The following is a 13,338-nucleotide window of genomic DNA, read 5'->3' as shown; positions in this document are numbered from 1 at the left end:
TGTGAGTCAATGGGACAAACTGCTTAAAAAGATAAAATCTCTTGATAACAATATGCGCTTTTCAGAACTTGCAAAAGTTTTAGAAAATTATGGATATATAATGACTGTTCCGCGCTCAGGTAGCAGCCATTATACTTTTAGAAAGAAGGGCTTGAATCCGATTACGATTCCGAAACATGAACCGATAAAAACAGCTTATGTTCGAATAGTAAGGGATATTGTAGAAGTCGAAGAAAATAATTCACAAGAGGAATCGAAATGAAAACATTGGAAGAATACATGAAGCTCCCGTATAAGTTGGAAATTATTCCTGACAAGGAAGATAGCGGGTTTGTCGCTTATTATCCGGAACTTCCCGGTTGTATAACCTGCGGTTCATCTCTTAGTGCTGTTGCGGCAAATGCGGAAGACGCTAAAAGGGAATGGCTTTTTGCGGCTATTAAAGACGGAGTTCCGATAAATGAACCTGATGACACAGCTTCTTATTCCGGACAGTTTAAACTGCGATTACCCAAAACACTTCATAGAACTCTTGCAGAAAATTCCAAAAAAGAAGGGATAAGCATGAATCAGTATTGTGTTTACCTGCTTTCTAAAAATTCTGCAGAGCATCATCACTTTACCAAAATGTGATACTATTAAAAGCTGTATAAATAAGGTAACAAACTCTTATGAATGATATGCACATCATTATATGGATTTTTCTTTAACAGATCGCTCTTATCAAAATACGGGGAAAGTGATACAATAAAATGAAAAACAGTTAGATATATTAAACTTTTACAAAGGAGAGTTTTTATGGATGTAATCCAAGCGATTCTTGACGGACTTGCCATAGCTGCTATCTTTAACGGGACAGCGGCCGCTTTTGTACTCATTAATCCACGGTTCTTTTTTGATTCTTACCCAAAAGCCATTCAAAAGGCTGCGCCCGAACAAATGACAAAAGAAGAGAAAAAAATAAATAAGATATTAACCGTTATCATTGTCGGGATTTGTTTCGTTTATTCGACAGCGAGCCTTTTACATACGGGAACCGTCGGTTTTTGGAACTTGTTTTGGACAGGATATATTCAGTGGAGCTTATTAAACTTAGGAGATTTTTTATTGTTGGACTGCCTGTTATTTCAGGGAAAATATAAGCAAAAAGTTGTCATTCCCGGAACAGAGGGACACGAGGATTATGAATTTAAGAATTGGATGAAACATCTGGCAATTGCGGAACATTTTTTAGGATTTCCTTTTTTACTTATACCGATTATATCGGCGGCCCAAGCTTTGCTTGTCGGATTTTTAAGAAGATAAATCCCGATTTGCAAAGATTAACAAATGAGAACTTATAGAAAATTGACTAAACAATTTATCTTAACCAACGAACAAAGAAAGTATCTGGGCTTAAATCCGATTGAGGATCACTGGGAAGAGATGGATATAAAGGGCAGCCTCTATTACTTTGACGGAGATACTATCAAAAAAGAAATTTCAGTATCTGACTATGAAGGAGATGCTTTTTACTATAAAGAAAGCGAACTTGATATTCAAACTGCCGAGAACAAAACCGTTGTGCTCCCCAAAACAGAAAAAGGAAAGCCTAAAAAATTAAACTTTACGGCAACTCAATCATTTAAAGGAATCGGAGTGTATTTTTCATTCGGAAGCGAACATGTGCTTATCGGAAACTACACCACACAAAAAACCTACTATTCGGAAAACTTAAAAGAAAGCAAGGCTTCGGCTCTCAATTCTTGGATTGAAAAATGGATAAAAGAAACATCAAAAGAAGATTTAGCCGATTTGGAAAATTTTAAAAACGAAAAAAGAGCTCACCAAAAATATAAAGAAGGAGACATCTTTGCTTTTAAAATAGGAAGACGGCAATACGGTTTCGGAAAAATTGTAATCGATATTGTCAAGTTAAGAAAAAATCCGGAATTTAAAAAGAATAAAAACTACGGTCTTAACAACCTCATGGGGACTGCTTTAATTGTAAAGGTATACCATAAAATCAGCACCGGCATAAACATCAATTTTGACGAATTGGAACAATGCCCTTCCCTCCCCGCACAGCCCATCATGGACAACAATATCTATTACGGCGAATACAAAATTATCGGAAACAAAAAAGTTACTTACCACGACTTAAATGATGCTCCAATATCGACAAGCAAGAGTATAAATCATCAAGACAAGGATATTGCTTATCTCCAATACGGCTTGATATATAAAGAAATGTCTTTAAAAGAATACGCTCTGTACAAAGACGAAGAATGGTATCATAAAAATTACCGGGCAGAATCAATAGGCTTTTCTTTAAACATAGAAAAATTGGAAGAATGTATAAAAGCAAAATCAAACGCCCCCCTTTATCCGGCAACCGGCGGCGGCCTCAATAATCCCGCCAACAAAAAAGATAAGAATTCAATTTTCAAAGCTTTCGGTTTGGACGGTGATTTGGATTATGAAGGAAATTTAAAACTGCATAAAAAATCAAAGCTTGATTAATTATGAAGGCCTAACTATAAAGAGGGAATTAGACAAGTTTCCTTAACCGCCCGCTGCCTGTTATCAATTACCAATTATCCGCTTGCACGCCTTTTTATTTTACTTTAACGGGTCGTTTTTATCCAAAATATGGGGAGGCCAAAAGGCGGGAATCGGTGCGTTCTTTTTCATTTTAAAGTCGCAATAGCCGTCTCCGCAAGCGCAAGTGTTTTCACGGTACAGCGATACTCCCATTTTTCCGAACATAACGTAATCCAAATTGCACAAGTAGGGCATGTAGTCCATATAGCCGTTTGCTTTTGCGAAATTATACAAGGGGCACACGAGGGTGTGAAAATTGATGGGGAACTCCGCCGTCGGTTCTTGGGTGAGCGTTTCAAAGCTGCCCGGATTTTTCAAAGCGTTTTTGCGATTTTGCGCATCCTTTTTTTTGAGCATTTTATTTACGAGTTTCGGGCGCTTGAATACGGCAATTTTCAGATTTTTAACAAGGGCGGGCATGGCGTCAAAATATTTTTCAAAACAAATTGTGGTCAACTGTCCCCACTCGTCCAAGGAAAGGCCGTATTTTTTAGCCGCTTCGCCGAATGCTACAAAAATATAGGCTCCCGTAAGATTGGAAGTGCCGCTCACCCTACTGCCGCCGATGTACGGAAACTTTTCCATAAGGTCGGCCGAGTAAATCCGCCATATCTCTTCGAAAGCTTTCTTATAGGGTTTTTGAAATATTCTTTCGATTTCGCCGGCAATCAATTTCAAATAAGCGTTTGCCTCTTTTTTCAGCTTTTGTTCGCTTTTTTTATAGTACGGGTGCATACGTCCCTCCCCTGATATAAATTATTTTTGGAACTCCGGAAGACAGTCAACCTCTTTAATGCCTGCGGCGTTTAAGCTCAAACCGATTATGTTAATTCTAACATACTTTTTTAAATTTGCATAGGTTTGCATTTTTTTTAAGACTTTTTCCGAAAAATTATACAAATTGAATGTATTGACCATTATACGGCCGCTCACTATTATAAAGCGCATGAGTACAGAACAAAAAAAGAAAAATGAAAAACCGGCGCGGGTCCCGGCAACCGTACCGGCCGAACTTTCGCCGAGTCTTACGGCCGCTATGCTTACACAATTCGAACAGGATTTTAGCTGCAAAAGCGCTTATGCATCGGCGATGAATGCGGCGGTAAAAAACGGTATCGGTGCAAGCTGTATCGATTATGAAGAAACACGCTTTTGTCAAAATAATTTTTCGGTTTCGTTGGATGCCGGAGAAGTAACAAATCAAAAACAGTCGGGGCGCTGCTGGATGTTTGCGGCGCTGAATACAATGCGGCAGCGGGTAATGAAAAAGTTCAAATTAAAAAACATGGAGCTTTCACAAAGCTATCCCCTGTTTTGGGATAAACTGGAAAAATCGAACTGGTTTTTGGAGAATATTCTATCCACCCTCGACGAACCGCTTGAAGGAAGAATCATGCACCACCTTTTGGCAGACCCCGTTGCCGACGGCGGCCAGTGGGATATGTTTGCCGATTTGGTACAAAAATACGGCGTTATTCCGCAGGAAGCAATGCCCGAAAGTTTCGATTCTTCTGCGACAAAGGATTTAACAAAATACATAACTTTAAAACTGCGCGAAGGTGCGATGCGTTTACGAGGTGAACACGCACAAGGCAAAAGCGCCGCCGAACTGCGTCTTTTGAAAAACGGCATGATGAACGAAATCTACCGTATCTTGTGCATATCGCTGGGAAAACCGCCGGCCGCTTTTACATGGGAAACCCGCGACAAAGACGACAAGTTTATCCGTATCACATCCACTCCGCAGGAGTTTTTCAAAAAATATGTGGGGATGAAGCTCGACGATTACGTAAGCCTCATCAATGCGCCGACCAAGGACAAGCCCTTTTATAAAACCTACACCGTCCGTTTTCTGGGAAATATTGCCGGCGGAAAACCCGTTCGGTATTTAAACCTTCCTATCGATGAGTTAAAAAAAGCCGCATGCGCTCAGCTTTCGGCAGGAGAATCGGTGTGGTTCGGAAGCGATGTTCAGCAATGGTTTTTAAAAACCGAAGGCCTCTTGTCGATAAAGGCGGTGCGTCCCGACCTTTTATTCGATACCGTATTCCCGCTTACAAAAGAACAGCGCCTTGATTACCGCGAAAGCTTAATGACCCACGCGATGACCTTTACGGGCGTAAATATCGCAGACGACGGAAAGCCCAACCGCTGGCGTGTTGAAAACAGCTGGGGTAAGGATGTCGGTAAAGAAGGTTATTGGGTAATGAGCGACGAATGGTTCAGCGAGTTTACCTATCAGGTTGTTATCAATAAAAAGTATTTGACAAAAAAACAGCGCGATATGCTTGAACAAAAACCGATTGAACTCGCCCCATGGGATCCGATGGGCAGCCTTGCGATTTAAAGGTCTTGGCCGCCGGCGATTTAAAGGCCATGCGCGCTTGGCCGAACAGTAAACAAAAAGACTGCCGAAGCGTATCGGCTCCGGCAGTCCTGTTTTATTTAAGTTCTTCTATTACCGCATCGGCTGCAATCGCACCCGTATAGGCACTGATACCGACTCCGCTTCCCGAAGAAGCATAGGCACCTGAAAAGACGTTTCCGAAAATCAATTCGCCGCAGGCAAACAGATTTTGTATGGCTTTATCTTCTGCATTCAATACGCGGCAGTTTTCGTCAACCTTTATACCGGGAATTGAACCTATTAACACGGGATTGGTAACAAGGCCGTAAAAGGGTCCGTTTTTAATGCCGTTTGCTTCGGCAGTGCGTTTGAACTCCGCCTCATTGATACCGTAAGAAGCGGCTAAAGCTTCAAGCGTGTTGGCTTTTTTTGCAACTCCGGCAGCTACGGCTTCTTCCAAACGGTCGGCCAATTTTGCGTTTGTTTCGTCATAGATACTTATACCCATCGAATCGGTTTGGTCCAAAATCAATTTTAACCCGTCGGCATAAAAGGCTTTTTTCAAGCCGAAATCTTTACCTTCTTTGTTTACAACGGTTTTTGCACTGAATACAAGGTTTCCGATACGGCCGTAATAACCGTAAAAAGGCGTTGTTCCGCGGATTCCCATCATGCCGCTTCCGACAATTTGAACGCCGAGCTTTTCAGTCAACATAAAACCGTCTCCGGTGCTGCCGGCACAGGTAAAGGGAATGGCCTTTGTATAGTCGGGCGCATATTTTTTTACGAGTTCCGGGTTACGCGAAAAACCGCCGGAAGCTAAAATCACTTTTTGGGCATTCAGCGTGTATTTTGAAGTTTCGTCTTCAACCTTTACTCCCGTAACGGCGCCGTTTTCCGTAATAAGTTCGGTTACCTTGCTGTTTAAACGGATTTTAACTCCCAAACCTTCGGCTATTTTTTCAACCGCATCGAACATTTGACTTTCTCCGACTCTCCACGCATATCTTCCCTCATGGCGTGATTCAAGAACGGGCAGTTTACTGTCGGGGTGCGCCAAATACCAGCGCTCTTCGGAGACGGGAAGTCCGCCTTCAAGGAAATAATCGAACACGCCGGCCGATTTATCGTAAATAGCGGCAATCAATTTTTTGTTTACCGGGGCGCCCTTGCTGCGTTTTTCGTAAAAGGCAATCAGCTCTTCTTTAGTGCTGTCAAGCTTTACCTTTTTGTTCATTTCCGAATTGACAACCCACATACCGCCGCCGCACACGCGCGCCGAACCGCCCGTATACGCTTCTTTTTCCAACACAACGACGGATAAATTGCTGTTGCGTGCAAACTCGATTGCGGCGCTCACGCCGGCAAGGCCGCCTCCGACAATGGCAACGTCAACGCTTTCAGCCGCGCTTTTTTCCGTTTTTTTAACCGCATCGCTTCCTTTTTTATACGGATCGAGCACCGCACCCGCTTCGGTCAATGCGTTTGCAACGGCTGTTTTTATTGCAAAGCTTGTTATCGTTGCGCCGCTTACTTTGTCGACTTCGATATTTTGCTGAGCACAGATTCTTTGCGGAATAGAGTTGACGGCAACATCGCTGATTACGGGACTGTCTTCATTTTGTACAACGGTTACGGATTTTATTTCTCCTTTTTCAACCGTTACATCGACGACAATCGGGGCACGCATTCCCTGCGCCGTTCCGCGGAAAGTGCCGCTCACTTTTTTGTTCGGGTTCGATTTTCCCGCCACGCACCCTGAAAATACCAAGAGGGCGGCAAAAACGGCTACTGTAATTTTTTTCATAAAAACTCCTATGCGATACGAAATAAAAAAATTATTTTAAGTTTGGAGCAGCTTCGTATCGCTTTAATTAATCGGTTAAAATTCTATCGGGTTTCAAATCAAAAGTCAATATTTAAAGAACCGAAGCTCGAATTGCGGCAGGCATAATCAAAGACAATACGATTTTAACGTCTGTAAAGCGAATAGACTGCCGTCGCCCCTAAAACGATGCTTAAAAAAAGCAGGGCGGCATAAATGCCGAAACGGTCGGCGCACAAACCGGCAAGAGGCGCAAGCACACTTATGCCTACAGCCTTTGCCTGAGAGGCAATCGATAAAATCGTTGCTTGATCGGAGGAGGTTGAATAATTATCATATTGGGCAATATTAATCGGTACCCAGATATTTTTTACTATAAATAAAAGCATAAAAACGCCTATGGCAAGGTAAAAAAGTTTAAAATAAACGGCAAAGCAGGAAAGATTCAACAGAGCCGCACTTATAAAGAGCAAAAAAATAAGTGCGCTTTTTTCGGATTTAAACAGGGATGCAACGCTATGGGATTTGCGCGAGGAAAGGGCCGACAATATATACAGCACAAAATAAACCGAAGCGACAATGAGCGCAAGGGCATTTTTATCCGAAACCGAAAAAGCGGCCGCAGCCAGAGCAGCCTGTGCTTTTAAGAGCGGCTGCAAAAAGTCTTTCGATACGTTAAAACAGCCTTCAAAGCCGGTATTTTGTATAATAAGATGCCGTATATCCTTATCGGTAAAAGCGCTCTTAACAGTCTGCACACTGTGCCGAAACACCTCTCCAAGTCCCGGACGATTTTGCGAGCAACAGTTCAGTTCATCGGGATAACGGAACATATTCCACAAGCCTACAACGGCGGGAATCAGTGAAAACACAAACACAAAGCGGTAATTGTCGGTAAAGGCGACGATGAAGGCCGCGATAATCACCGAAAAAGCGCTCCCGTAATTCGACCATGAACGTGTATAACCGTAAACCCGCGTTTTTTCATCAAGGCGGTCCTGTATTTTAAGCCAATCGAAGATAATTGCCTTATGCGTTCCCGTCCTGAACGAATCGCCTACCGCATAAAAAAAGACTGCGGGAATCAAAAGCGCAAAGGAGCGGGCAAGCGAAAAAAAAGCAAAGGCTGCAATATAGGATGAAAGCGACACCAGCATAGCCGTTTTTTTTCCGTATAAATCGGCAAAGGCTCCGCTCGGTATTTCGGTTATATTGATAACAATATGCAAAAAGGCCGTCAACACCCCGATTTGAACATAGCTTAAGCCCAGCGAAAGATAAAACAAAATAATAAAGGGTTCGGAAAAATCGAAGTTTTTCAAAAAGCCGTACAGGGAAAAACGGCGAATCATAGTCATTTATTTAATCTAAATAAAAAAAAACGCAAATGTCAATACAGTAAAGATACGAACACACAGCTTATGACAAAAGCATTGTGTCCTTATTATCGATTCTCCGGATTCGTTTATTTTAAACCGACCTTGGTAATACCTTGAATAAAATACTTTTGAAGAAAGATAAATATTACAACAATCGGAAAAATAATTACAGTCGATATGGCCATAATATATCCCCATTGAGATCCCACATCTTCTGAAATAAGATATCTGATGCCGGTTTGAACCGTTTTGTATTTTGTACTATTTGTAATAATTAAAGGCCACATATAATCATTCCAACTCTGAATCATGCCGAATACGCCAACTGCAGCAAGAGCGCTTTTACCCATAGGCAAAAACACATACAGAAAGGTACGAAATTTCCCGCACCCATCAAGACTTGCAGCCTCCATAAATTCATTTGGAACGGTCATATAATACTGTCTAAGCAGAAAAATTCCGAAAATACTCGTTAATGACGTAATCACTAATCCGATATATGTATTCATAAATCCCATTTTAAAGACGGTGATATAGTTTGAAATAACCGTCGCTTCCTTTGGAATCATCATACAGGCAAGAAACATGATAAAAATGGCATTTTTAAATTTAAATGTAATCTTTGCAAATGCAAACCCCGCCAGAGAACAGGTAATCAACTGAAAAAAGACGCATATGAATGTGACAAGGATGCTGTTTTTAAAAAAGATTCCAAACGGAGCCAAAGATAAAGCTTCCGGATAATTTGCAAAGCGCCAAGTAGTTGGAAAGAATATTGTATTATTGAACACTTCACTATTACTTTTGAAAGAAGATATAAGCATCCAAATGAACGGAAAACTTATCACTATACTCATAAAAATCAAAAATAAATGCTTTAACAGTGTCCATATACACTTGGAAATCTTATTAATCATAGACAACTTTCTTTTCAAGCCTCATTTGAATAAGATTGACAGCAAAAATAATTAAAAATAATACGATAGAAACCGTACTGGCGTAACCGATCTGATACTTCAAAAATCCGTATTTATATAACATTACAACAAGATTTTGCGTACTGCCTGCAGGGCCTCCCTGCGTCATGACATCAATCGTTGTAAACAATTTTAGAGAATCAATCGTAGTCAGAATTAATAACATAAAAGATGTTGGCGATACCAACGGCAATTCTATGCATAAAACCCTCCGCATACCGGAAATCCCATCCAATTCCGCAGCCTCGATTACGGAAGATGGAATATTTTGCAAGCCGGTCAGAAAAAGAACCGTTGCATATCCTATAGTTCTCCATATAATAATGATAGCCACCGAAACTAATGCAGACGAAGGTTCGTTAAGCCATCTGACACCAGATAAGCCTAAATGAATAAGCAGTGTATTTAAAAACCCGTATTGCGGATTGTATAAAAACAGCCATACGGACGACATGGCAACCATAGAAGTTACTCTGGGGATAAAATAAACAGTTCGATATAACACATTCAGTTTTCCCGGTCTTTGAATAAAATAAGCCAAAATAAAGCCTGTCACCAATACTGATGGAATAATTATAAGCGGATACAAAAGCGTATTTTTAAGAGTTATATAAAACTCTGATGACTGGAAAAGTGTTATAAAATTTCTGGCCCCTATGAACTTTGCTGAACTGATAAGATTCCATGAATGAAAGCTGTTGTATATGTTTGCAGCCAATGGATAAACTACGAAAATGAGCAACAGGAGAGAAGCCGGCAATATAAATAAGTATCCTGTAAGGTTATTTATTATGTTGTTCCGTTTTAACATACAGCCCTCTTTAACCTATCCGGATCAGCATAATCTTTTTAGATATGCATCAAGCAGATCGGGAAAATTCACAGTCATACCATCAACCCCACACAGGCAACAATGTACCATAAGATCGTAATCTTTAACGCCCCACGCACGGATGCTCAATCCGCTTTTATGCGCATATGTGCACATCGATGGAATCAGCAATTCAGCTTTAGGACAAATTTCATTCACTTTGTCTCTTACAAGCTTATCAACCATCTCGCGGGAAAAACAGTCGGTTAGATATCCTATTTTGATACTGCTATCGTTTCTCCGTACTTCGAGCAACTGGGAATAATCGAATGATGTAACAATATAGCTCGGAACTCGTTTATCCTCAAGCATCCTGCAAACATCAAGCTCTATCCCCTTCTCTTTTAACTCAATAGCCAGACTAAGATCCTTTCGTGCGTAACGGGACAAAAAGCCTTCCATGGAAACAATTTTTTCACCCCTATACTGTTCTCCCTTAAATAGCCCAAAATCAAATTCCAACAACTGTCCATAGGTATAGTCTTCAACGCCTCCTTCAACTTCGACAATTCGCTTCAGACTATCATCATGAAACAGTACCAGTACTCCATCCTTTGTTTTCCTGACGTCCGTTTCAATCCCATTAGCATTCAGTTCAATTCCCAGTTCAAACGCCGGCCATGTATTTTCAGGGGCATATGAAGATGCCCCTCGATGTGCATAATTCAGCATTTTTCCTCTCAGCGATAGTAGTCTGCATAAAACCGATTTACGGTCTTTTGGAATTCAGCAAGCAATGCCGGAATATCGGCTTTGCTGTTTGCCTCTACTTCACTGACAATTTCCTTTGTTTCCATCCAAATCGTCGAGTCGGCAACGTTTACACTTTGCATAGATAAATGAGCTACACTGTCAATACTTACCCTGCGCTCCGGTTCCTTTTTGAGTAAATCTTTTATCTCAGAGGATTGTAAAAATGAGTTTCTTATCGGCAGATACCCCTTCTTAATATTTGTTAGGCTTCCATCCAAAGATAATAAATAATTGATAAACCGAACACTGGCCTCAACTGTTTTTTTATCAGCAGAAAACAACCCAAGAGAATTCCCGCCTAAGATGGTATTTTTACCGGGAAATGGAGCGACACCTAACTTAAACGCACATCCTTCGGAAAGCTGTTTCAGGTTTGCACTGGAAGTAATGAACATCGCAGTGTAGCCGTTCATAAAATCATCGATACTGGTACTGTGCTGGTTCGCAGGCATCGATTTATCACCATGTACCATATTACTAATCGTTTCAAATACCTGTCTGTACCCGCCGCTATCGACGGAAGCTTTATCTCCGGCAAGGGTTACCCGAAAACCGCAATCCCAAACCCATGCCTGAAGATACCAAGGAGTATCGGCATTAAAATTGAATCCGTACACATCGGTTTTACCATCACCGTTGGTATCCAGTGTTAGCTGCTTTGCAATAGCGGGTATCTCGGAAAACCTTTTAGGAGGTATCAATTTATTCTGTTCGAACAAGTCAGCATTATAATACAAAACGGGAACACTGCTCGAATACGGAACACACACCTTCTTTCCATCATAAATAAATCGTCCCCAATATCCGGGCATCACATCTTTGATTAAAACCGGTTCAAGGAAGTCCTCTATTGGCAGTAATTTTCCGCTTTCATACATCTGCGAAATACCATGTCGTTGACCAACAATACCTATATTGGGCAATGAATTCGAAGCAATCGCAGTCATATACTTTGTATAAAGGTCATCATAGTTGGTACCTACAGCTTCTGAAACAATTGTAACATCAGGATTTAGTGCTTCAAATGCAGCTATTTCCTTTTCAAAGTTATCACTGGTCCTGTGCCAAAATACAACCCGTATCTTTTCTCCTTGAAAGGAGTCTGTCTTTCCTCCCGCAAAACAGCCTCCTGCTACAACCAAAAAAATCAGAATTAATATGGCATTTTTTTTCATTTTTTAGCGCCTCCTATATAATTGTTGATTTATTATCGCATATAATCATTAAATTGAAAAATACTATTTTTTACGTTATCTATCAAATTTATTGATTTTACAGGGAAATATCGTATATAATGTTCTTATGAATCTTGAATATTATAATATATTTTATCAAGTTGCACTCAACGGGAACATAACACATACTGCACAAAAACTTAATATGTCACAACCTTCAATCAGCAGATATATTATGTTGCTTGAAAAACAATCCAATAAGAAACTTTTTATTCGATCAAAACAGGGGGTAAAGCTTACAGCTGAAGGACATATCTTGTTTGACTATATTTCAAAGGGACTAGAGTATATCAAGAAGGCGGAATCCGAACTTGACATATGGAAAGGTGTAACAAATCAAAACCTTACAATTGCGGTAAGCCAACTTACAATCAAAACGATACTCCCACCTATTCTCGAGAAATTTCAAGAAAAGAATCCGAATACCAAAATCAAATTAGCAACAGGCTCGTCGGCACAAGCCATCGCAAATCTACAGGCAGGACTTGCAGATATGGCAATAGTACCCGGCCCTATCGAAAAACATCCTCTGCTGAAAATTACAAAATTAACATCTCATGAGAATATCCTGATCTGTGGGAAAAAATATCGGCAACTACAAGCAAAAACATTATATCTTGAAGATCTTAATAGGTACCCGTTCATTACCTTGAGTGTCGGAACTTCAGGCAGAAAATATATTGATACTATCTTTGCAGGCTATGATATGGTTCTTTCCCCGGAAATTGAAGTATCGTCTTCCGACCTTATCCCACATCTTGTCAAGTTTAATTTGGGAATAGGTCTAGTCGCAAAAATATTTGCAGAACAATATCTCGATGAAGGAGAAATTCTCCAACTAAAACTGCATGAACAGTTACCTAAACGAAATTTTCTCCTTTGTACAAACCGCTTTTCAACCTTATCCCCGTCAGGAGAAATCTTTATTAAAACTTTGCTCAAGAACTTAAAATAATAAACTTCCTATTAGTTTCCCGAGTTTATATTTCACACAAGCTGTGCGACTTTCACATTAAATATTGTAACGCCTTTTTCTTCAAATCTCAACTTTTAAACACTATTTTAGGATTTTTTTCGCTTTTTTGGGCCTGAAACGAGGGATTGTGCCGGCCCGGCATACCCGACTCCCGTCGGGCAGCAACCTGCGCACGGCAAAAGTCGGTTACTTTTGCCTTTGCGCCTCGAGTTTGGCGTAAGGCTTGCGCCTCACGTCAAACTCGCATACATAACCGGTGCTAAAAGCTGAAGTTTTTAGCACTCGCTGCTCACTTACCCAGTTTGCCTGTGGAAGCTGCCGGAACTACGAAATAAACTGTAGGCAAACTGAATAGGTTCCCTAGAACTCTATTTTATTTAAAAAGGCTGTCC

General features: G+C 40.6%; 13 protein-coding genes. 6 read left to right on the top strand and 7 right to left on the bottom strand.

Features of this window, described 5'->3' with window-relative positions; genetic code table 11:
* Window position 1: 1 nt before the first annotated feature.
* The 4 genes from H0R92_RS12465 to H0R92_RS12450 all read left to right on the top strand — a co-directional run bounded on the left by H0R92_RS12465 (window position 2) and on the right by H0R92_RS12450 (window position 2,502).
* Window positions 2-262 carry a type II toxin-antitoxin system HicA family toxin gene (locus H0R92_RS12465; RefSeq protein ID WP_432965415.1) on the top strand — a complete coding sequence of 87 codons (261 nt, stop codon included), beginning with the start codon at window positions 2-4 and terminating at the stop codon, window positions 260-262.
* Complete coding sequence (locus H0R92_RS12460; protein ID WP_432965412.1) at window positions 259-633, top strand: toxin-antitoxin system HicB family antitoxin; 375 nt, start codon at window positions 259-261, stop codon at window positions 631-633. The genes H0R92_RS12465 and H0R92_RS12460 overlap by 4 nt, the downstream gene beginning before the upstream one ends.
* A gap of 165 nt (window positions 634-798) precedes the next feature.
* Window positions 799-1,305, top strand: a complete 507-nt coding sequence (locus H0R92_RS12455) for a hypothetical protein (RefSeq protein WP_432965409.1) — start codon at window positions 799-801, stop codon at window positions 1,303-1,305.
* Between the two features lie 42 nt (window positions 1,306-1,347).
* Entirely contained in the window at window positions 1,348-2,502 is a 1,155-nt protein-coding gene (locus tag H0R92_RS12450) for an immunity 26/phosphotriesterase HocA family protein (RefSeq protein WP_432965406.1), read from the top strand.
* A gap of 99 nt (window positions 2,503-2,601) precedes the next feature.
* Here the strand turns inward: H0R92_RS12450 and H0R92_RS12445 are convergent, their stop codons facing one another.
* The gene (locus H0R92_RS12445; protein ID WP_432965403.1) at window positions 2,602-3,318 is read right to left on the bottom strand and encodes an L-2-amino-thiazoline-4-carboxylic acid hydrolase; all 717 of its coding nucleotides are present in this window, start codon (window positions 3,316-3,318) and stop codon (window positions 2,602-2,604) included.
* A gap of 211 nt (window positions 3,319-3,529) precedes the next feature.
* Here H0R92_RS12445 and H0R92_RS12440 point away from each other — a divergent pair, with 211 nt between their 5' ends.
* The gene (locus H0R92_RS12440; protein ID WP_432965400.1) at window positions 3,530-4,930 is read left to right on the top strand and encodes an aminopeptidase C; all 1,401 of its coding nucleotides are present in this window, start codon (window positions 3,530-3,532) and stop codon (window positions 4,928-4,930) included.
* Window positions 4,931-5,024: 94 nt separating this feature from the next.
* Here the strand turns inward: H0R92_RS12440 and H0R92_RS12435 are convergent, their stop codons facing one another.
* The 6 genes from H0R92_RS12435 to H0R92_RS12410 all read right to left on the bottom strand — a co-directional run bounded on the left by H0R92_RS12435 (window position 5,025) and on the right by H0R92_RS12410 (window position 11,910).
* Entirely contained in the window at window positions 5,025-6,737 is a 1,713-nt protein-coding gene (locus H0R92_RS12435) for an FAD-dependent oxidoreductase (RefSeq protein WP_432965397.1), read from the bottom strand.
* 164 nt (window positions 6,738-6,901) lie between these two features.
* On the bottom strand, window positions 6,902-8,113 hold the full coding sequence (locus H0R92_RS12430) for an MFS transporter (RefSeq protein ID WP_432965394.1): 1,212 nt from the start codon (window positions 8,111-8,113) through the stop codon (window positions 6,902-6,904).
* A 107-nt stretch (window positions 8,114-8,220) separates the two neighbouring features.
* Window positions 8,221-8,991 (bottom strand): carbohydrate ABC transporter permease, encoded by a 771-nt coding sequence (locus tag H0R92_RS12425; protein ID WP_432965391.1) that lies wholly within the window; start codon window positions 8,989-8,991, stop codon window positions 8,221-8,223.
* A 52-nt stretch (window positions 8,992-9,043) separates the two neighbouring features.
* A complete protein-coding gene (locus H0R92_RS12420; RefSeq protein WP_432965388.1) occupies window positions 9,044-9,922 on the bottom strand; it encodes a carbohydrate ABC transporter permease in 879 nt (292 codons plus the stop codon).
* Between the two features lie 24 nt (window positions 9,923-9,946).
* Window positions 9,947-10,654 carry a glycerophosphodiester phosphodiesterase gene (locus H0R92_RS12415; RefSeq protein ID WP_432965385.1) on the bottom strand — a complete coding sequence of 236 codons (708 nt, stop codon included), beginning with the start codon at window positions 10,652-10,654 and terminating at the stop codon, window positions 9,947-9,949.
* An 8-nt stretch (window positions 10,655-10,662) separates the two neighbouring features.
* Complete coding sequence (locus H0R92_RS12410) at window positions 10,663-11,910, bottom strand: extracellular solute-binding protein (protein WP_432965382.1); 1,248 nt, start codon at window positions 11,908-11,910, stop codon at window positions 10,663-10,665.
* A gap of 127 nt (window positions 11,911-12,037) precedes the next feature.
* On the opposite strand from H0R92_RS12410, the gene H0R92_RS12405 reads away from it, so the two are divergent.
* A complete protein-coding gene (locus H0R92_RS12405; RefSeq protein WP_432965379.1) occupies window positions 12,038-12,925 on the top strand; it encodes a LysR family transcriptional regulator in 888 nt (295 codons plus the stop codon).
* The last annotated feature ends 413 nt before the right edge of the window (window positions 12,926-13,338 follow it).

It is taken from the genome of Treponema sp. OMZ 840 (assembly GCF_050937815.1).
In the GTDB taxonomy this organism is placed as follows: Bacteria; Spirochaetota; Spirochaetia; order Treponematales; family Treponemataceae; genus Treponema_C.
Note: the sequence above shows the minus strand (reverse complement) of the source record. Positions and strands in the feature narration are given on the sequence as shown.